The following is a 19,883-nucleotide window of genomic DNA, read 5'->3' as shown; positions in this document are numbered from 1 at the left end:
TGATGTCGACAGTATTGATTACCGGGGCCAGCTCAGGCATTGGCGCTCAGCTTGCAAAAGACTATGCCGCAGACGGTTGGCAGGTGATTGCCTGCGGACGATCACCTGAAAAGCTGCATCAGCTGGCCATGGTCAGCGAAAGAATTACCCCATTGGCATTTGATGTGGCGGACCATCAGGCCACGCTGGATGCTTTGGGCGATCCTTCGATACGTCCCAGTCTGATTATCCTCAATGCGGGCACCTGCGAATACATTGAGCATGGCGAAGTCGATGTTGCCCTGTTCCGGCGGGTGTTTGACGTCAATTTCTTTGGTGTCCTGAATTGTCTTGAGGCGCTGCAGCCCAGATTTACCGAAACCACGCATGTGGCCATTGTTGGCTCCACAGCCGCTTATGTGCCTTTACCCAGAGCCGAAGCTTATGGCGCATCTAAGGCAGCAGTGCGGTATCTGATCCATACGCTCAAGCTCGATCTGGCGCGCGACGGTGTCACTTTTACACTGGTTTCTCCTGGTTTTGTGAAAACGCCGCTGACGGATAAAAACGATTTTGAAATGCCGATGCGTGTTTCGACCGATTACGCCTCAGACAAAATCCGGAAAGGCATTGCGAAAAGAAAATCTGAAGTTCACTTCCCACCGGTATTCAGTGGGTTTCTTAAACTGGTGTCGCTGTTACCGGTGTCATTACAGCTGGCGATCATCAAACGAATGACAGGGAAATCATGATGAAAATAGCCATTATCGGAACGGGGATTGCGGGTCTGACCTGCGCCTGGAAGCTACATGAAAGCCATGAGATCACCGTATTTGAAGCCAACAATTATATTGGCGGTCACACTGCGACCGTGGATGTTGCGGTGGAGAGCGGCCGTTATACCATTGATACCGGTTTTATTGTTTTCAATGATCGGACTTATCCGAATTTTGAGCAATTGCTGGATGAAATCGGCATCGGGCGTCAGGCTACGGAAATGAGTTTCAGTGTGCAAAACGAGGCCATTGGTCTTGAATATAACGGTCATGATGCCTGGTCGATGTTTGCCCAGCGTCGTAATCTGCTCAATCCAAAGTTCTATCGTTTCATCCGGGAAATTCTGCGGTTTAATCAGCTCGCCAGAGCGGTGAATCTTGAGGACGTCGCAGATCAGACGCTTGGGCAGTTTCTGTCTGCACACAACTTCGATGAGTACTTCTGTCAGAACTATATTCTGCCGATGGGCGCAGCAATCTGGTCGTCCACACTCTCAGATATGCGCGCTTTCCCTTTGCCGTTTTTTGTCCGTTTCTTCCGCCACCATGGGTTACTGGAAATCACCAACCGTCCGCAGTGGTATGTGATTCCGGGCGGCTCCCGCGAATATGTCCGGAGTCTGGTTCGCGATTTTGACGATCGCATTCGTCTGAATGAGCCGGTATTGCAGGTTCAGCGATTCGGCCCGAAAGTTGAAGTGACCACACATCAGGGGCCACAGCTTTTTGATCACGTGATCTTTGCCTGCCACAGCGATCAGGCGCTGGCGATGCTGGCCAATCCAACCATAGCCGAACAACAAATCCTGAGTGACATGCCGTATCAGATGAACGAAGTGGTTCTGCATACGGATACCCGAATGCTGCCGGAATCGCGGCGTGCCTGGGCCGCTTGGAATTACCATCTGCCTGATGTGTCGAACCGGGAGCGGCGGCTGGCGAGCGTCACATATAACATGAATCTGCTTCAGGGGATTCAGGCACCGGAAACCTTCTGCGTGACGCTGAATCGCACCGGAGATATTGATCCCGGCAAGATCCTGCGTCGTTTTCAATATGCACACCCGGTGTTTCATGACGAATCCATTGCTGCGCAAACGCAGCGAGCCTTGATCAACGGCAAAGCGGGTTGCTGGTTCTGCGGCGCTTACTGGTACAACGGTTTTCATGAAGACGGCGTTCGCAGTGCACTGGATGTCGTGGCTGGGATCGCTGCACTTGATCAGGGACATCCGAGTTCGCATCTGGAGCTGGTGTCATGAGTGCGGCAGGGTTACAGAGCGGACTTTTTGTCGGGCAGGTGCGGCATCGTCGCTATTCGCCAGCGCAGCATGCTTTTACCTATCCGATGTTTATGCCGCTGATTGATCTGGATGAGCTGGATGCACTGGCCGAACAGGTTCGGGGGTTTGGCTGTCGCTGGTATCACCCGGCCCGCTGGCGGCGGCAGGATTATCTTCGCAATGAAGGGGATGGCCCGCTGAAAACCAGAGTGCAGGAGAAAATCATGGCGTTAACCGGAGAGCGGCTGACCGGTAAAGTGATGCAGCTTTGTCAGTTGAGGTACTTCGGCGTCTACTTCAGCCCAATCAATTTGTATTACTGCTTTAACGAACAGGGGGAATGGCGCTGGTTACTGGCTGAGGTCAGTAACACCCCGTGGAACCAGCGTCATTATTACGCTGTGCCTGCTGTCTCGGATTGGCATGAAAAGCACTGGATACAGGGCAAAGCTTTTCATGTGTCGCCCTTCAATCCGATGGCTCAGCATTATTTATGGCGGTTGAGGCCGCCTGAAAAGCAAGTGTTTGTGCACCTGGACATTGCGGGAAAAGCAAAGCAGGACACCGTCATGGACGCGACCATGGCGCTGCGCAGACGGACGTTTAGCACGAGCGTGCTCTGGCAGTTGTTACGTCAGACGCCAGTTCAGACTGTGAAAGTGCTCTGGGGCATTTATGTCCAGGCCTGGAAGCTCTGGCGCAAGAAAGTCCCTTTTTACGGACACCCGGGTTCAGGCCATTTGCCTGTGCACAAGGATAGAGAACAAACCAATCAACCAGAACGCTAAGGTGAGACAATGTCGAATACAGAAATCAAAAGCAGGTATCACACCGGGGAAAAAGAAGGCTCTATGGCCCGAAACCTGGTGTTTAAGCTGCTGAAACAACTTCGTCATGCCGGCCTGACTCTGGTTGACAGTCAGGGAGAAACCCACAGGTTTGGGGATGCGGCATCGGATTGTCAGGCACATGTCCTGATCAAAAATCCGGCTGTGTATCAGCGCCTGCTTCAGGGCGGCAGTATTGCAGCAGGCGAATCTTATATCGATGGCTGGTGGGATTCACCTGATCTGACCGTTGTGGTTCAGGTTCTGGCTCGAAATCTCCCCATGCTGGATCGGCTGGAAGCCAACACCAGCTGGCTGACGAAACTGCGGGATGGCTGGCTTCACTTGTCACGTAAGAATGACAAAGCCGGGTCGAAGAAGAATATTCTCGCGCATTACGACCTGGGCAATGCGTTTTACCGCACCTTTCTCGATCCGCATATGCTGTATTCCTGTGCGATCTACGACACGGACGAAACCTCTCTGGAGCAAGCCCAGTGGCTCAAAATGGACAGATTGTGCCGTCAGTTGGATCTCCAGCCAGACGATCACTTGCTGGAAATCGGTACGGGTTGGGGCGCTATGGCAATTCATGCCGCCAGACATTATGGCTGCCGGGTCACGACAACCACGATTTCAGACGCACAGTACGAGTACGCGAAAGCGCGCGTGCATGAAGCCGGACTGGCAGACCGGATCACCTTGCTGCGACAGGATTACCGGGATCTGGAAGGGCAATACGACAAGCTGGTGTCAGTCGAGATGATTGAAGCCGTCGGTAAAGCCTTTCTGCCGACTTATATTCGTCAGTGCCAGTCTTTACTCAAAGCCGGTGGCTTACTGGCCATTCAGGCCATCACCATTGCGGATCAACGCTTTGAACAATACAGCAAGGGCGTTGATTTCATTCAGAAACATATTTTTCCGGGCGGCTTCCTGCCTTCGGTCACGCATCTGGCACAAAGCCTGACCAAACACAGCGACTTTGTACTGCGCGATCTGAAGGATATCGGCCTGGATTATGCCCGAACACTGTCTGACTGGCACCGGGCCTTTAACGCCAGCACTGAAACATTGCAAAAGCAGGGATTCGATACGCAATTCATTCGAATGTGGCGGTATTACCTGTGCTACTGCGAAGGCGGGTTTAAAGAAAAAACCATCAGCACGGTACAAGTACTCGCCAGCAGACCACAATGGCCCTGATCTTCATGGAGTGACATGAGATGGACGTCTTGAAACCTCAATTCTTCACACCACCGCTGTCAACGAAAGCGCTGGTCGCGGCAGGTCTGATATTCAACCTGTTCTGGCTGTTGGCTGTGCTGGGACAAAACGACGGACTGTGGCTGTTGATGATGGCGCTGCTGGTTTGCTGGTGGCGGTATCCCTCTTGCCTGAAGTTCGTGATTCCGGTCGCGATTGCCGGAAGCCTGATGGACTTAACGCTGATGTGGACGGGCATTTACCGGTTTGAAGCCGGAAGTCTGCCAATCTGGCTTATTGTGCTCTGGTTCGGGTTTGGCAGCTTTCTCTGGTTTTTACGGATGAATCTGCGCCGCATGTCACCGCTTGTGCTGTGTATTGCCGGAAGTCTGGGGGGCGCGAGCAGTTATCTGGCCGGATTGCAGTTGGGGGTTGTGGTGTGGCCGTTGGGGAAATGGCTGACTTTTTTGATTGTCAGTACCTGCTGGTTACTGTTCTCCGGCGTGGTACTGATGTGGATTCGTCGTCTTCCATAAGGGAGGAATCATGATGCGTCAGTTCAAATCTATTGTGGCAGGGGGGCTGCTGGCAATTGTTTCTCAAGTCAGCGCTTCCGGAACCTGGCAGGCGTGGCCAACGGTCGGGGAAGCGACCCTGAAATGGGGGCCTTGGGTGATTTATGATTCGCAACTGCGTTCGCCGTCGGGGCGATATGAGGTTCAGGTGTCTGAAGCTCAAACGCCACTGGCTCTGGTGATTCGGTACCGCCGTGACATCGATAAAGACGATTTACTGGAAGCCACAGATGAACAATGGCAGAAACTGGGTTTTTCATCCGGAAAAAGGCAGCGCTGGCTACGTCAGTTGGCAGGAATCTGGCCAGATGTCAGGAAAGGGGATCGGCTGATTTTTGTCACGCATGCTGAGGGCGGCACTTTCTATCGTGACAATCGCGTGATTGGTGAAGTTGCTGATGAGGAAATGGCAAAAGCATTCATTTCAATCTGGCTGTCACCCAGAACCGAATACCCTGAACTGAGAAGGCGTTTGATTGGGGATGTTTAATTCATCTCTCTGGAGGAGATAACCACGATGATTATCATTTCAGGATCTCAGACTGTTCGTGATCTGAAGCGATTGATGTTGCTTTGTGTTGCTTTGCTGGTGACCGGTTGCTCGACGTCTGTTGACGACCACAAGTATCATCGGCCGGCACTGAATCTGTTCAGCTATTTTGACGGAGAAGTGAAAGCCTGGGGGATGTTGCAGGACAGAAGTGGCAAACAAACCCGGCGCTTTTCGGTTGATATTCTCGGCACCGTCAAAGGGAATACGCTAACGCTGAATGAGGACTTTGTGTTTGATGATGGCGAAAAGCAACAACGGATCTGGACGATCACGCGTCATTCAGACGGGCGTTATTCGGGAACGGCAGGCGATGTTGTTGGGGAAGCGACCGGGAAAACCGCAGGGAATGCACTGAACTGGCAATATACCCTGCGCGTTCCGGTGGGTGATACAACTTATGAGATTGCCTTTGATGACTGGATGTTCCTGCAGGATGACGTCCGGATGTTCAATGTCGCAACCATGAGCAAATGGGGATTTCATGTCGGAACCGTCACCCTGTTTTTTGAAAAGCAGTAATCTCGCCAGACGGGCATCAAAATCGCCTGTCAGGCTGTTGCAGCACGCGCTAAAGCGATCATACGCTTTAACAACCAGCGGAGCAGAGTTGGAATATGGTCGATTTCACTGCTGTCCGTAAATTCGACCATAGCCAGCGCGACATCGGGCTTGGCATGATGCTTTAACGCCTTCTGTATAATTTTCTTCGGCGGCGCAGGGTTATCGGTGGACACTTTCGCAAGCTTGCGGAAGAGTGGCTCATACCCATGGTTAAAAAGAAAATGTTCGATATCCAGATCCGGCAGGACAGTTAAGCGGTGTTTATCCGATTCACTGCCCAGCATATGCCGGACGGTTTCAGCATACTTTTTACCCGCAGCGTCACCATCGGTCACCACATGCCACTCAATCCCCATCAGCTTTGCAATCTTAATGATGGGTTTGAGTCCGCTTTGTGCAAATTCGATAATCTGGACCCCTTCGGCGGCAAAATTGTAGCCGCAGCGATAAGCAAACTCATTGAGCAGCCAGACTTCTGTTTCCCCTTCAACCAACAGCCATGCCCGGGCATAGAGCGCGCCTGGCCGGTGCAGGCGGACATGAAAGCCAACCCGCCGCAGTTCATCCCGGCTCAGGCTGTGCTGATCCAAACTGTATACGCGCGTTTGGTCCGGTTCACGATTGAGTTTTTTAATGCTTTTGAGGGGGACCACGGAAGCCAGCTCCGGACTGTTGGTGGTCAGAATTTTTTGCATCGGCATATTGGCGACGAATGCCCAGGCCTGATGCAGGATAATCGGGTGGAGCCGGCCTTCCGGATCTTCCAGCGTCATAATCGGCCGGGAAATCCGTTTCAGTTCCACGGGGCCGCGGGCACGGATGTAAGCGTTGATCAGCCCCATCAGCACCAGTTTGTTTTGCTTGGTCATCTCCGGACGAGCCAGCATTTCTAACGGGTTAGGTGAATACTGGGTATGCACCGGCGCATGACGGTACTCGTGCTGCGATGCTTTGTGATGCGGCGTAAATGCAAAGTAATGATCAACCAGTGTCCGCAAAGCCCGAATGCTGCTTTTGATTTCTTCACTGCTCACGTGACCCGGACGGGTCATCAATCGCCGGCAAGTGTTATCCAGTCGTCTTTGGATACGTGCGTTGATATCACTGCGCAAAGCCGGATCAACATCTTCAAACTTATCTTCTCCGTCAATCCGAAGCTGGCGGGCATCGCGGATACGTACAATGGGATGCAGTACCATGAGCTGCTTGACCAGTTTGGTGGTCTCTTTACAGCCGATGATGTTGCCGCTGGTATCCAGAAAATTGCGCTCTGTTGTGACTTTGTCTTCGTCACGGAGACTGCTGATCTGGTAATAAAGTTCTTTATCTTCTTTACCACGATTAACCCACACAGGCTGAAATGCTCTGTATCGCCGGGCTTTATGTTCTCCCGGATAATCTTCGACCCATTTCAGAATGATTTGTAACTGAGAAACCTGCGTGTGCCCTAAAGAGTAATCCACATGAAAATCTGAAAAATGAAAGTTATGGAACTTGGCATCCGGTGAGAGCGCGATACTGAGCGCATCTAACAGTGAAGATTTACCCCAGGTGTTTTCACCAATCAATACTGTCAGCTGGTTGAAGGACAGTGACAAACGTTTGATCCCTCTGAATCCTGAAATTTCGATTCTGCTTAAATGCATAGTTCATCAGCCTTTTTATTTTTCTCTTCTTAAGCCTATAGCATCTGGTGTCGGTGTGTTCATGGAAATGCTCACAATTTTTGCTGAAGCTGTTGATTTTTCATGGTAACAGCTGTTTTCTGATTTGCATTGGTCTCTCTGTGACCAGGCCGGGATACTGCTTGTCGTGAGCGATCGGGATTGTTATAGTCGCGCCTGATATGAAAGCCTGAGCAAGGCTTGAAAATGAAGAACAATGAAACGACTGGAGTTGGCTGATGGCAAAAATTATTCACACCATGGTGCGTGTGCGCGATCTGGAAAAATCACTGGATTTTTATAAGCAGGCACTGGATTTAGACATTTCAAAGCGTTTGGATTTCGAAGACTTCAGCCTGGTGTACCTGCGAAATGATGAAAACGATATGGAAATCGAGCTGACCTGGAACAAAGGTGCTGAACCTTATACGCATGGCAGCGGTTATGGCCATATCGCGGTGGCCGTCGATAACCTGGATGAAGAACATGCGCGTTTTCAGTCACTGGGTTATGCGCCGCTGGACATCAAAGAATTCTCACGGGACGGTCAGTTGATTGCACGGTTCTTTTTTGTGCTGGATCCGGACGGCTATAAAATTGAAGTGCTTCAGCGTCACGGCCATTATCAGTAATCAATTCGATATCGGAAAGGCAGCAGATTCGCTGCCTTTTTTGCATTTGTGCCAACAAAAATGATGATCTTTTGGTGACAGATGAGATATTCATCCCTTGTTCACCCGCTTTGCTGTATCATGCCAGCAATTATGTGATAACTATCATATCTGATTGAAAATTTTCACGGAGTACATCAGGCCTTTATGACCCAAAACAAAAAAGCACAAATTACCATCGCTCATATCAACGATACACACTCGCATTTCGAACCCTCTGCCATCCAACTGACCCTGCCAGAGCATGCGCTCGAAGGGACACAGCATTTGTCTTCTGATGGTTCGCACGGGAACACGACTGTGTACGCCAGTTGCGGTGGTTTTGCGCGGGTATCAACGGCCATGAAAGAGGCCAGAAAGCAAGCTTATCTGAAAGGCCGGGAATTCTTGTTCGTGCATGCCGGTGACTGTTTTCAGGGCACCTTGTACTTTTCGTTGTTTAAAGGCGAAGCCAATGCACGACTGCTCAGTGCTGTGGGGGTTGAAATGATGGCTCTGGGCAACCATGAGCTGGATATGGGGAACACCCTGGTGGCTGACTTTCTTGATCAGGTAAATTTCCCGATGCTGGCAGGCAACTGGGATCTGAGCCAGGAAGATCAAAGCAAGCGAAACCCGCTGCGTTCGAAACCCAATCTGTATGCGTATGATCCTGAAACAGAATGCGCACGCTATCTGGTGAAAGATGTTCAGGGTGAGCCCGTCGCAATATTTGGCTTGACCATTGAAAACATGGATAAAATTGCCAACCCAGATCCGGATACATCCTTCAGAAATGTTGTGACGGTTGCTGAAAATACCATTGCGGCACTCCATGCGAAAGGGATCAATAAAATCATCTTGCTGAGTCATTTAGGCTATGAGCGTGATTTAGAGCTGGCGGAACAGGTCTCGGGTCTGGGGGTGATCATCGGTGGCCATACGCATACCATGCAGGGTGATTTCACCAATGTTGGTTACGGCAAGAAAGATGTCTATGCCATTCAGGTGAATGAAACCTGTGTGGTGCAGGCAGGCTGTAATGCACTGTCGATGGGCCAGATTCATCTCGATTTTGCTGAAGATGGCTCACTGGAACAAGTGAGTGGCGGAAACCAGCTGTTACTCGGGCGTCAGTTTACGCTGGATGCAACGCGCAATGAGCATCTGGATCCGGATTGTCATGAAGCGGTGAAGCGGTATCTGAAAAATCAATCCAACATCAATATGTGTGCCAAAGACCCTGTGATTGAGCACATCCTGAATCTGGATTACCGCCCGGCTGTTCGTGAACGACAGACCAACCATGTTGCAGATATCACAGAAACGCTGCGGCATGTCCGTGTCCCCGATAGCCGGGGAGGCAGCGCCATTGCACCGCTCGTCGTAGAAAGCTTTGTGTGGCAGGGAAGAAGTATGGGCTATGATGTCGACTTTGGGATTCACAATGCCGGGGGTGTCAGAACCTCGTTGAATCCGGGGCCGATCTCCACAGCCGATATTGCCGGACGGCTCTTACCGTTTGCGATTGGCCTGATGGTGTATAAAGTCCGGGGAATCAGAATCCGTGAAGCACTGGAAGGGGCGATCGACAATGCCGTGGACAATGGTGTTGAAGGGACAGGGACCGGCAGTTTCCCTTACACGGCGGATCTTCGTTTTACTTACCGGTGTTGTGCACCAAGCGGGCATCGCATCGAAGCCATCGAGTTTCGGAAACAGGGTGTCTGGCAACCGCTGGTGGATGATGATGTATACACCTCGGTTTCATCCGGCTATACGGCGACAGGGAAAGAGGGCTATCAGGCACTGCTCGACTATGAAATGGCACCTGTGTCGCTGGACTGCACCATGGCAGAAGCCTTTGAAGGGTATGCTGCTGAACAGAAGACATTATCTGCGCCCAGAATGGATCTCATCACCTACATCCCATGTGAGTGTGAAAAAGGCGCTGCGTAAAATTTTCTGGGTTTTATTCATCTGAAAATCATTGAAAAGCCAGCAGGAACCTCTGCTGGTTTTTTTTGTGCTCTGGAAGAATGAAGATCACAACTTAATGCCAATCATGCATTGGTCGATTCATTACTGATGAGGGAATTCATCAGGGGGGCAATATGAATCGGGATTGGCTTGATGCGGTTTTGATTGGGGTTTGGGTCGCAGCCTGGAGCGCGCTCGTTTACTGGATACCGGTGACCGGGATCTGAAAAAGAGGCACCTGACTGTGCCTCTTAGATATGTTAGTTACGCTGTCACTAAATGATGGGCTTCATTGTTCGTCTGTTCAGCAATCAGCGCCAGCCTGTATGCAGCCAGATCTTCAATGGTCAGCACAGGCATCTGGTGTTTTTCACCAAATGCAATCACTTCAGGTAAGCGTGACATGGTGCCGTCCGGGTTGGTCAGCTCACATAAAACACCATAAGGCTGACGACCCGCCAATCGCATCAGATCGATGGTTGCTTCCGTATGGCCACGACGGCCTAATACACCTTCAGCATTTGCTTTCAGCGGGAAGATATGACCCGGACGGTTGAGATCGCCAGGTTTTGCATCCTCAGCAATGGCTGCCTGAATGGTTGTGACGCGATCGGCAGCAGAGACGCCTGTGGTCACGCCCCGAGCAGCTTCAATGGTGACCGTAAATCCGGTTTGATTGGCGCTGGTGTTGTTGTCCACCATCATTGGCAACGCAAGTTGTGCGACGCGTTCTTCGGTCAGGCACAGACAGACAATCCCCGAGCATTCACGGATCATCAGTGCCATCTGTTCGGCAGTCAGCGTTTCGGCGGCATAAATAATATCGCCTTCATTTTCGCGATCTTCATCGTCAACAACAAGGACACCGCGACCTTCCTGAATCGCAAGGATGCCAGCTTTGACACGCTCAAATGCGGTGCCATAAGGGGAAAGTAGAGACTGATTCATGGTATGAACTCCAATATGATTTTGTTACCAGAATCAGGGCGCAATAAGACAGCGTTTCAGGCCAGTGATGGCTGAAATTCGTTTTACATCAATGAGCGTACAGGCAAGCCTGTGGCTCGCTGAACGATTGTAAACGCGAGAGATAACTCCGCTGATCCTCTTCCATCCGGACTATAACCGTCGGCTCTGGACTCACGCCAAGGATGGCATTACACCAGATCTGCTGACCTTCATCTGTACCTGAGTACAACCGCGATGAAGCGCTCGCGGGCTTCTGAACATCACTACCTGTGCAGGTCAGTTCAGTTACCGCCGGTGGGGAATTTCACCCCGCCCTGAGAATACTTGCTGATAATAATGAAATTTTAACCAGAGATGCAAGCGAACTCTCACACGTTGCGCAATTGAGCCTGTTGATGCTGAAAATACAGGCAGTTTTCTTTTGATTAGCCTGTTGTGGGTGACAGCGGGTTTGAGTCGGATTGAAGCTTGCGGTCGAGCCATTGCACGACCATCGGCATTGCGTAAATTGGTAGTTGCAGCGCACCAATCAGGACCAGATAATCCGGCCCCAGTGCAGTTCCGGCAACCGTGTACGTTAGCAGTACATTTCTGTTCGTTGAGGTGATGCCCGCCAGCAGGGCATCGCTGAGACTGTGCCGCATATAGAGCACCATGCCCGTCAGAAAAAACAACAGACTCATGCCGACACCATACCCGAAATAGATGAGCCCTTGCTGCCAGGACTGATCGACCAGTGCCCGGAATTCTGAAACCAGCCCCAGTGGAAATGCCGGAACCAGCAAGATTGTCAGTTGCGCAATTTTACTGTGTGTCCGTTGCAGTCGTTGGGCCGGAATATAGCGATGACAAAGTGCAGAAAGGAACATGGGGCCGAAAATAAAAATGATCAGGCGTGCGAGGTAACCAGACAGATCAAGCTGGACCTGTTGAGACTGGAAGAGGGACAGATTGATATAAAGTACAACCGGCATCAGTAAGGTGGTCGCGATGGTCATCGCCATGGCTTTCATGACATCAAGACCGACGGAACGTGCAATGGCTGGGGTGGCAAATAATGAACCTGTCGCTGCGACAGCGGCAAAAGCCAGCGTTAAAGACTCTGAAGCACCGAACAGGATGGCAATGCCTGTCGTGATTGCAGTGAGTAATCCGGCATGATACAGGGCATATACCCAAGTCTTTCTCTGGAATAAAAGTCTGATTAATTCATTTTGTCTGATGCCAATTAATGTAAATAGCATCAGAAAGAAAAGAATGTAAGGTAAATAGGGGAAAACAACAGATGAAACCTCAGGAAAAGTAAAACCTGTCAGGGCAGCAAGTATTAATAAAATTGATGAGTGTCTCGCAAGCAGCGCAAGCATATTCAATCCTTTTTTCTTGTTAAAATCTTGTGATGTTTCGTGTTTTGTAGGGAGGTGATGCGTTAATTACGCATCAATTGATACCATTTTTCGGGATATTATGCACTGATGGTGTGATTTTTATTTTGGTGAGGTTGTTTAGGTGAAACTTTTGCTTAACAGATTAGATTTTTTTATCCATGAAAAGAAAAAATGTCATTTTTAGTTCAAAAATCAACCGTTTACTATTTGCCCTGTAGAACAACGAATCACTTACTTTCTCGAAGAGGCAATCATGGCACAGGCAATTGATTTCGACACCATCGCAACACAGGACGCAATGGAAAAGAAAGCCTACACGCTGAATATCAAAGGATTGATTGCACACGCGTTCGATGTACTTTTTACACGTCAGGAGTCCGTTCAGGGAGCGGGGAAAACCTATCAGGTTTCTCATCTTCCGGTTCACCTGCAAAAAGATATCGGCTTGATTCGCTAATCAAGCATGCTGAAAAAGTATCATTTGAAACGCCGACCTTGGGTCGGCGTTTTTTTCGTTATTTTTTCTTATCCAAATTCTTTCTAGGGATGGCATGTATCCCACTGAGTTATAACATTTTCATCATTATTATCAGATTTTCATCTGGTTGGGTTTATTTTACAGAAGCATATGGCATGATAGTGTTTTGCTTACATGAATTGAGGGTTGCTGAGTGGGTTTTTGGTCGAAGCTTTTTGGTAAAGAAGCGAGTCAGGCGAGTACTGCCGTTGTAGAGCCGGAAGAATATCAGGGTTACCTGATATACCCTGAGCCAATTTCCGAGGGCGGCCAATATCGCATTGCGGGCAGAATCTGCAAAAATATCGAGGGTGAATTAAAAACGCATACTTTTATCCGGTCTGACTTACTTGCAAGTCAGGCGGATGCCAAAACTTTCATGATCAATAAAGCCAAAATGTTCATTGATCAAACCGGTGAGGCAATGTTTCGGTAAAGACTCTGTGTCGTTGTTGAAAGGCGTATCTCAACGAACACAAGTCAGGATTTATCCGGCACTTTTTTTCAGAACAGCCGGGCCTTTGGGTTCACAGTTAACCCGAGGGAGATTGTTCTGAATCTGGTTGGGAGAAAACGGTAGATAGTGGTGATGCTGATCAAAGCAGCGATCTGAATTTTATCAGACGCTCAGGTGAGCTCAGAACTGAAGTTCTGCCCATAGATGTAACTGACTTTGCTGATGATGTCTGGCAAGTGAATTACATCTGATCATTGATATGTCCGGCTTTCTGTAAGCCCTCATATCCGTTTTTTAATCTCAAGTGAAGAGTGTTGTATTTGTTCCTTTCTCCGTTGCCTTAAAGTCAGGGAAGGAACTAAATGTGTACATTTTTGCTACTGTTCAGGGAATAACGATGCAGATAGGTGTGCCTAAAGAGATACTTGCGAATGAAACGCGAGTGGCTGCGACGCCAAAAACGGTCGAGCAGTTATTAAAAATGGGGTTCAGCGTCGCGGTTGAGCATGATGCTGGTATCCATGCAAGTTTTGATGATGCAGCTTATGAAGCTGCCGGTGCCAGCGTTGCAGCCAAAGATGAGGTTTGGCAATCAGATCTGATTTTTAAGGTCAACGCCCCAACCGATGAAGAAATTGGCCGCATCAAGGAAGGTGCAAGCCTGGTCAGTTTTATCTGGCCCGCTCAAAATCCTGAATTGATGGAAAAGCTTTCCGCTAAAAATATCAGTGTGATGGCGATGGATTCCGTGCCGCGTATTTCGCGTGCACAGGCACTCGACGCGCTGAGTTCCATGGCGAATATTGCCGGTTATCGTGCGGTTGTGGAGGCGGCACACGAATTCGGCCGTTTCTTTACCGGACAAATTACCGCTGCCGGTAAAGTCCCGCCTGCAAAAGTCCTCATTGCCGGTGCTGGTGTTGCAGGTTTGGCTGCAATTGGTGCTGCGGGCAGCCTCGGCGCGATCGTCCGTGCGTTTGATGTCCGGCCTGAAGTCAAAGAGCAGGTTGAGTCCATGGGGGCTGAGTTTCTTGAAGTTGATTTCAAAGAGGACACCAGCACCGGTGATGGCTATGCCAAAGAAATGTCGGATGATTTCAACCGGGCAGCAGAGCGTTTATACGCAGAACAGGCGAAAGATGTCGATATTATTATCACCACGGCATTGATCCCGGGTCGCCCGGCACCACGCCTGATTACTCAGGAAATGGTGGATTCGATGAAACCGGGTAGTGTGATTGTCGATCTTGCTGCGGCCAACGGCGGGAACTGTGCTTACACTGAAGCGGATAAAATCGTCACAACACCGAATGGGGTGAAAGTGATTGGTTATACCGACATGGTGAGCCGTTTGCCGAATCAGTCGTCTCAGTTGTATGCGACAAACCTCGTTAACCTGATGAAATTGCTCTGCAAAGAGAAAGACGGCACCATCGATATCAACTTTGAAGATGAAGTCCTTCGCGGCCTGACAGTCGTGAAAGACGGTGAGGTCACCTGGCCGGCACCACCAATTCAGGTGTCTGCTGTCGCGAAGCAGCCGGAAGTTGCAAAAGCGAAGCCGCTCGCGAAACCAGAAAAACCACCCATGGCACCTGCGAAGAAATATGGTCTGATGGCTGTGGGTGTAGCGCTGTTTGGCTGGGTTGCGGACGCCGCACCGGCTGAATTCCTGACTCATTTTACGGTGTTTGTTCTGGCATGCGTCGTGGGTTATTACGTGGTCTGGAACGTCACCCATGCGCTGCACACCCCGCTGATGTCTGTGACGAATGCAATTTCCGGCATCATCATCGTGGGGGCATTGTTGCAAATTGGCCAGGGAGTTGGCTTTGTTTCCTTCCTTGCTTTTATTGCTGTCTTAATTGCGAGTATCAATATTTTTGGTGGCTTTACGGTGACCAAACGTATGCTCGAAATGTTCCGTAAAGATAAGTAAGGGAGTCGTTTTCAATGTCTGCTGGAATTGTACAAGCGGCTTATATCGTCGCGGCCGTTCTATTTATTCTGTCACTCGCTGGCTTGTCGAAACAGGAATCTGCAAAGTCGGGGAACTACTTTGGGATGGTCGGGATGGCCATCGCACTGATTGCCACGATCTTTGGTCCTGAATCTGCTGGAACCGGCTGGATTATTCTGGCCATGATCATGGGTGGTGCCATCGGGATTCACTATGCCAAGAAAGTTGAAATGACCCAAATGCCTGAATTAGTGGCGATTCTGCACAGCTTTGTGGGGATGGCGGCTGTTCTCGTTGGTTTTAATACTTTTCTGGATCATGGTGAGCCACTGGTCGGGGCGATGCAAACCATTCATTTGATTGAAATCTTCCTGGGTGTGTTCATAGGTGCGGTAACCTTTACCGGCTCTGTTGTCGCATTCGGGAAACTCCGTGGCACAATGTCATCCAAGCCGTTAATGCTGCCGCATCGTCACAAGCTGAATCTGGCTGCTGTTGTTGTTTCGCTGCTGCTTCTGGTGATTTTTGTGGATCCGGATCCTTCGGTTTTCCCGCTGATTCTGGTCGCACTGATTGCTTTTGCATTCGGCTATCATCTGGTTGCGTCCATTGGTGGTGCGGACATGCCGGTTGTTGTGTCCATGCTGAACTCATACTCAGGCTGGGCGGCTGCGGCTGCGGGCTTTATGCTGGCAAACAATCTGTTGATTGTCACGGGGGCTCTGGTGGGTTCATCCGGTGCGATTCTGTCTTATATCATGTGTAAGGCAATGAACCGCTCTTTCATCAGCGTGATTGCCGGTGGTTTCGGCACAGATGGTGCAGTCTCGACGGGGGATGAAGAAGAGGGTGAATATCATGAAGCGTCTGCAGAAGAAGTGGCGGAAATGCTGAAAGATGCCCGCTCTGTGATTATTACCCCGGGGTACGGTATGGCTGTGGCACAAGCGCAATATCCGGTGCATGAAATCACAGAGAAACTGCGCGCAAAAGGTGTTGATGTCCGGTTCGGGATTCACCCGGTTGCGGGGCGTCTGCCAGGACATATGAATGTATTGCTTGCTGAAGCGAGAGTCCCTTATGACATCGTTCTGGAAATGGACGAAATCAATGATGACTTCCCCGAGACGGATGTTGTCTTGGTCATTGGTGCGAATGATACGGTGAACCCGGCGGCGACTGAAGATCCAACCAGTCCGATTGCGGGAATGCCGGTCCTCGAAGTCTGGCATGCAAAGCACGTGATTGTGTTCAAGCGCTCCATGAATACAGGCTATGCCGGGGTTCAGAACCCGCTGTTCTTTAAGAATAATACCCAGATGTTATTTGGTGATGCGAAGGAAAGTGTCGAGAATATCGCACGATTCCTGTGATTTCCTCAATTGTGTTGTGATGAAGCGCCGCTCGAATGAGCGGCGCTTCTTTATGGTTTGTCTGAAAATGGTGAGGATTCGTGCAGCCCGGCAGGAAAACGACAACAGGAAATGACGTTCAGGGGTTCTGATCTTATAGTTAGCTGATCTCATGACAATTTTCTGACAAACCTGAACCGCTCGGTGGTAAACTTTCGCGCTATGAAAAAGTATGTGCTGATGATTTCTCTTTTGTTTTCTGGCTGCCTCCATGCGGAGTCGGACAGCTTGCCTGATCGTATGGCAGCTGCCCGGGCGGAACTGCTTTCCAGCCAACCATTAGCCACGTACGATTTCCGACAACTACAAAGCCGGTATCCAACACCACTCTTACTACCTTCCAGTCTTTTGCCGCAGTCGGCGAAATATCCTTTGGCTGCTTTGCGCCGTTTGTATCAGAATGCTGAGACCTGTAAGGGGCCCTGGCCAGTGAGTCCGCTGGTGACACATCCCGTTGTTTTTACGCGGGCAATGTGTAACAGCACTGTGTTGCCAAGAGGTTGGTTTGTGCGTTCCGGTTATATTCATCCGGGCGGTGGGAGTTATGCGGCCCGGTATCTGGAGAAGTTTCCAAACCGGAAGAATGAGTTGTCCAATTATCTGCATATTCAGGAAAGGGAGCTGGCAGCAACAGATACTGTGCTTGGGCGCTTACAGCGAATGAGCAGTGAGGAAATCCGGGTATTCATTGCAGGCGCAGAGGCGTTCATTTCGAACGGGGAGCTCTGGGTTCGCAATGGCAACGAATACTTTATTTATGATCAGCCGACCTGGGCTCAGGCGCTTGCTCAACATGATTTACACTTTACACGTTTGATTGCGACAGAATTTTGTCTGGTGAAAAGTGGTAATATTTGCTGGCAAGAAGAAGATAAATCTCATCTGACAACTTACCTGCTGGCAGGCTTGTTGGTGGTGAATATCGGGTTGCTGATGGGCTGGGTGATGTATCGCTGGCGGATCCGCCGCCGCGCGATGCAGGAACGAATGCTGGTTTTACAAATTCTGACGCATGAGCTTCGCACACCAATCGCGAGCTTGAGCATGACGGTCGAAGGATTTCGTCGTCACTTTGATGCTTTGCCAGAAACCCTATATGATGAGTTCAGACGACTCACGGAAGATTCCCGACGCCTGAGACAACTGGCAGAAGCGAGTAAGGATTATTTACAGGCGAATCATCAGGAACTCAGTATCCAAGAGGTTGAATCCTATAATGAATGGATTGAGTTTATCGCTGAGCCCTATGATGTTTCATTGACACTCCCTGAAGATCGTGTGGTCAATGTGAACATGTACTGGCTTGGAACCTGTATTGATAACCTGCTGTCCAACGCTCATAAATACGGCAAAGCACCGATTGAATTAACTTCATCGTTCAATGATGGAAAACTGATTGTCACCGTGAAGGACCAGGGAAATTTAGGTAGTAAAGATTGGGCTCGACTGAGGAAACCTTTCGTCAGTGAAAAGGGACTCGGATTAGGACTGACAATCGTTGAATCGATGATCCGTCGAATGGGTGGGCGGATGAAATTGATAGGTCCGCCAACCACTTTTATTTTGGAGATACCGTGTGAATCAAACTCTGCTACTGGTTGAAGATGACCGCAACCTTGCTGATGGTTTGCTCGAATGTTTGAAAGAAGCAGGCTACGAATGTCTGTACGCTGACTGTGCAACCAATGTCGCGCCACTCTGGCCAAATGCTGATCTTGTTGTTTTGGATCGCCAGCTTCCCGAGGGTGACTCGCTGACTTATCTGGACAACTGGCTCAAGCTGAAATCGGTTCCTGTGATTTTGCTGACTGCGATGGTTTCTGTGAATGACAAGGTGATTGGATTGGACTCAGGTGCGAAAGACTACCTGACCAAACCATTTGCGGAAGAAGAACTGCTCGCGCGTATCCGCGTACATTTGCGCAATGGTGAGTCTGAACCGCAAAATGCAAACATCATTTCGATTGGTGAAACACTGATCAACCTTGAAAGCCGTGAAGTAAAGCAAAAGGGAGAGTCCGTCACGCTCACTAGAACTGAGTTTGAATTGCTCGTCTTCCTGGCCAAAAACTCAGGACGTGTGTTTACCCGTGATGAGCTGCTGGACCAGGTCTGGGGCTATAACCATTACCCGACGACCCGGACGGTGGATACGCATATTCTGCAGTTACGTCAGAAACTGCCGGGCATTGAAATCGAAACGCTCCGTGGCGTGGGCTACCGGATGAAAGCGCCGCAAGAATGAAGTCGTTGTGGTATTCCTCCGTTGTCGGTGCTGTCGCCTGGATGTTGATGACCCCACAGGCCGCTGCAAAGTGGTTCGTGGGCAAAGACTTATATACGGTTGCTCATCAACGGCTGCTGGAAGGGAATACAACCGCCAGTTTTGAAACTATGGTTCAAGCCTGGCAGCAAGGTGCGACAGATGAACAACAAGCGAATTTGAATGAGCTGCTGGAACTCGCGATTACGGAAGACTGCGGGTTCAGCCTCAAGCAACGGAGCCTGCCTGAATGGTTGTCAAAGGTTGCGATTCGCCGGGAAGTCATTCAGAACCTGAATCAGGTATTGCTTCGGCTGTCTGTGACAGGGATGACGCAGGAAAAGCAGGTGAATATTGAGTTCACCCGCTGGCCGGATAGCGGTTTCAATCTGCCGGCCCCTGTTATGTCTGACAACGGGATGTTTGTTTCTGAATCGCGCCGTCTGGATGAACCTTTAGCGGCTGGTCTGTATCAGTTGAAAATTTCTGCCGATCAGGAGAAAAGCTGGAGTTCCTGGGTGATTCTGACCAAACCGGATCCGAAACAGAAAATTGGCTGGAAAGACAGTAAAAATTGGCGGATAGAACGCGAGGTTTTACCGAATACAGCCTGCCCTTCGCCCGTATTGTCGATGAGTTTGTTTGATCTGAACGATACCACCTGGACGCCGATCTGGACGCAGGATGTCGATGGCAAACTGCCGACAAGCCTTCCTTCTATTGATGTGCCTGATGGCCGTTACTGGCTCAGCGTCGGTCTGGTTGAAAGTCGTTGGCAAGGCGACATCTCGATCTTGGATATTCAGCGGATCACTCGTCCCGTGGATTACCCTGATTATTAGCGCGACACAGCTCTTTTGATG

At 50.0% G+C, this 19,883-nt stretch carries 19 protein-coding genes and 1 riboswitch; of the genes, 16 read left to right on the top strand and 3 right to left on the bottom strand.

The annotated features are described in order from the left end of the window. Positions 1-2 precede the first annotated feature (2 nt). The 7 genes from KDD30_RS20150 (at position 3) to KDD30_RS20120 (ending at position 5,718) form a co-directional block, all read left to right on the top strand. The gene (locus KDD30_RS20150) at positions 3-731 is read left to right on the top strand and encodes an SDR family NAD(P)-dependent oxidoreductase (protein WP_211651905.1); all 729 of its coding nucleotides are present in this window, start codon (positions 3-5) and stop codon (positions 729-731) included. Next, a complete protein-coding gene (locus KDD30_RS20145) occupies positions 731-2,017 on the top strand; it encodes an NAD(P)/FAD-dependent oxidoreductase (RefSeq protein WP_211651904.1) in 1,287 nt (428 codons plus the stop codon). The genes KDD30_RS20150 and KDD30_RS20145 overlap by 1 nt, the downstream gene beginning before the upstream one ends. Next, entirely contained in the window at positions 2,014-2,826 is an 813-nt protein-coding gene (locus KDD30_RS20140) for a DUF1365 domain-containing protein (RefSeq protein WP_211651751.1), read from the top strand. The genes KDD30_RS20145 and KDD30_RS20140 overlap by 4 nt, the downstream gene beginning before the upstream one ends. A 9-nt stretch (positions 2,827-2,835) precedes the next feature. Then, a complete protein-coding gene (locus KDD30_RS20135) occupies positions 2,836-4,071 on the top strand; it encodes a cyclopropane-fatty-acyl-phospholipid synthase family protein (protein WP_211651750.1) in 1,236 nt (411 codons plus the stop codon). Positions 4,072-4,091: 20 nt separating this feature from the next. Continuing rightward, positions 4,092-4,607 (top strand): DUF2878 domain-containing protein, encoded by a 516-nt coding sequence (locus KDD30_RS20130; RefSeq protein WP_211651749.1) that lies wholly within the window; start codon positions 4,092-4,094, stop codon positions 4,605-4,607. A gap of 10 nt (positions 4,608-4,617) precedes the next feature. Beyond that, a complete protein-coding gene (locus tag KDD30_RS20125; protein WP_211651748.1) occupies positions 4,618-5,136 on the top strand; it encodes a chalcone isomerase family protein in 519 nt (172 codons plus the stop codon). Between the two features lie 75 nt (positions 5,137-5,211). After that, on the top strand, positions 5,212-5,718 hold the full coding sequence (locus tag KDD30_RS20120; protein ID WP_371826128.1) for a DUF3833 domain-containing protein: 507 nt from the start codon (positions 5,212-5,214) through the stop codon (positions 5,716-5,718). Positions 5,719-5,747: 29 nt separating this feature from the next. Here the strand turns inward: KDD30_RS20120 and KDD30_RS20115 are convergent, their stop codons facing one another. Then, complete coding sequence (locus KDD30_RS20115; protein WP_211651746.1) at positions 5,748-7,406, bottom strand: ATP-dependent endonuclease; 1,659 nt, start codon at positions 7,404-7,406, stop codon at positions 5,748-5,750. A 257-nt stretch (positions 7,407-7,663) separates the two neighbouring features. Between KDD30_RS20115 and KDD30_RS20110 the strand changes: the two genes are divergently transcribed. Together KDD30_RS20110 and KDD30_RS20105 are read left to right on the top strand one after the other, a co-directional pair. Then, positions 7,664-8,056, top strand: a complete 393-nt coding sequence (locus KDD30_RS20110) for a VOC family protein (protein ID WP_211651745.1) — start codon at positions 7,664-7,666, stop codon at positions 8,054-8,056. Between the two features lie 186 nt (positions 8,057-8,242). Next, a complete protein-coding gene (locus KDD30_RS20105) occupies positions 8,243-10,033 on the top strand; it encodes a bifunctional UDP-sugar hydrolase/5'-nucleotidase (RefSeq protein WP_211651744.1) in 1,791 nt (596 codons plus the stop codon). A gap of 285 nt (positions 10,034-10,318) precedes the next feature. Here the strand turns inward: KDD30_RS20105 and ribB are convergent, their stop codons facing one another. Next, the gene (ribB, locus tag KDD30_RS20100; protein ID WP_211651743.1) at positions 10,319-11,002 is read right to left on the bottom strand and encodes a 3,4-dihydroxy-2-butanone-4-phosphate synthase; all 684 of its coding nucleotides are present in this window, start codon (positions 11,000-11,002) and stop codon (positions 10,319-10,321) included. Positions 11,003-11,152: 150 nt separating this feature from the next. Next, a riboswitch (FMN riboswitch) is annotated at positions 11,153-11,349 on the bottom strand. A 99-nt stretch (positions 11,350-11,448) separates the two neighbouring features. After that, positions 11,449-12,390 (bottom strand): hypothetical protein, encoded by a 942-nt coding sequence (locus KDD30_RS20095; protein ID WP_211651742.1) that lies wholly within the window; start codon positions 12,388-12,390, stop codon positions 11,449-11,451. A gap of 274 nt (positions 12,391-12,664) precedes the next feature. On the opposite strand from KDD30_RS20095, the gene KDD30_RS20090 reads away from it, so the two are divergent. The 7 genes from KDD30_RS20090 to KDD30_RS20060 all read left to right on the top strand — a co-directional run bounded on the left by KDD30_RS20090 (position 12,665) and on the right by KDD30_RS20060 (position 19,862). Continuing rightward, entirely contained in the window at positions 12,665-12,868 is a 204-nt protein-coding gene (locus KDD30_RS20090) for a hypothetical protein (protein WP_211651741.1), read from the top strand. 214 nt (positions 12,869-13,082) lie between these two features. Continuing rightward, complete coding sequence (locus KDD30_RS20085; protein WP_211651740.1) at positions 13,083-13,364, top strand: HlyU family transcriptional regulator; 282 nt, start codon at positions 13,083-13,085, stop codon at positions 13,362-13,364. A gap of 418 nt (positions 13,365-13,782) precedes the next feature. Continuing rightward, positions 13,783-15,324, top strand: a complete 1,542-nt coding sequence (pntA, locus tag KDD30_RS20080) for a Re/Si-specific NAD(P)(+) transhydrogenase subunit alpha (protein WP_211651903.1) — start codon at positions 13,783-13,785, stop codon at positions 15,322-15,324. 14 nt (positions 15,325-15,338) lie between these two features. Further along, complete coding sequence (pntB, locus tag KDD30_RS20075) at positions 15,339-16,718, top strand: Re/Si-specific NAD(P)(+) transhydrogenase subunit beta (protein WP_211651739.1); 1,380 nt, start codon at positions 15,339-15,341, stop codon at positions 16,716-16,718. A gap of 201 nt (positions 16,719-16,919) precedes the next feature. Next, positions 16,920-18,359, top strand: a complete 1,440-nt coding sequence (gene vxrA / locus KDD30_RS20070; RefSeq protein WP_211651738.1) for a sensor histidine kinase VxrA — start codon at positions 16,920-16,922, stop codon at positions 18,357-18,359. After that, positions 18,334-19,002: a response regulator transcription factor gene (locus KDD30_RS20065; protein ID WP_211651737.1), complete on the top strand. Its 669-nt coding sequence runs from the start codon at positions 18,334-18,336 to the stop codon at positions 19,000-19,002. Before vxrA ends, KDD30_RS20065 begins: the two co-directional genes overlap by 26 nt. Then, positions 18,999-19,862, top strand: coding sequence for a DUF2861 family protein (locus KDD30_RS20060; RefSeq protein ID WP_249199435.1), 864 nt, complete (start codon positions 18,999-19,001; stop codon positions 19,860-19,862). The genes KDD30_RS20065 and KDD30_RS20060 overlap by 4 nt, the downstream gene beginning before the upstream one ends. The last annotated feature ends 21 nt before the right edge of the window (positions 19,863-19,883 follow it).

The organism is Photobacterium sp. GJ3 (genome assembly GCF_018199995.1).
Lineage (GTDB): Bacteria > Pseudomonadota > Gammaproteobacteria > Enterobacterales > Vibrionaceae > Photobacterium.
The sequence above is the reverse complement of the archived record's forward strand: the minus strand, read 5'-3'. Positions and strand labels throughout refer to the sequence as shown.